This window comes from Pseudomonas sp. SIMBA_067, from assembly GCF_046534675.1.
Classification (GTDB): Bacteria; Pseudomonadota; Gammaproteobacteria; order Pseudomonadales; family Pseudomonadaceae; genus Aquipseudomonas; species Aquipseudomonas putida.
The window spans coordinates 1-237 of the sequence record NZ_JAWRYH010001330.1; the positions used below are offsets into that span (position 1 = coordinate 1).

Here is a 237-nt window from a genome sequence, read left to right on the forward strand (position 1 = left end):
GGCCTCCGCCATGATGACCTCGGCGGAATATATCAACATGCTGGGCGTCTTTACCTACAACATGAGCGTACTGGGCGGGGTGATTGCCGGACTGGTAACGGTGGCGCTGCACAATCGCTTTTATACCCAGCAATTACCTACCGCGATGAGCTTCTTTGGCGGACGGCGTTTTGTGCCGATTGTGACCGTGGTCTGTCTGCCACTGATTGGAGTATTGCTGGCGCTGATCTGGCCTAC

General features: G+C 55.7%; 1 protein-coding gene. It reads left to right on the top strand.

Annotation, left to right across the window (positions count from 1 at the left end; genetic code table 11):
- Nucleotides 1–237 (top strand): PTS transporter subunit EIIC (locus SB765_RS33655; protein WP_410933039.1); only part of this gene is annotated, 237 nt, incomplete at both ends.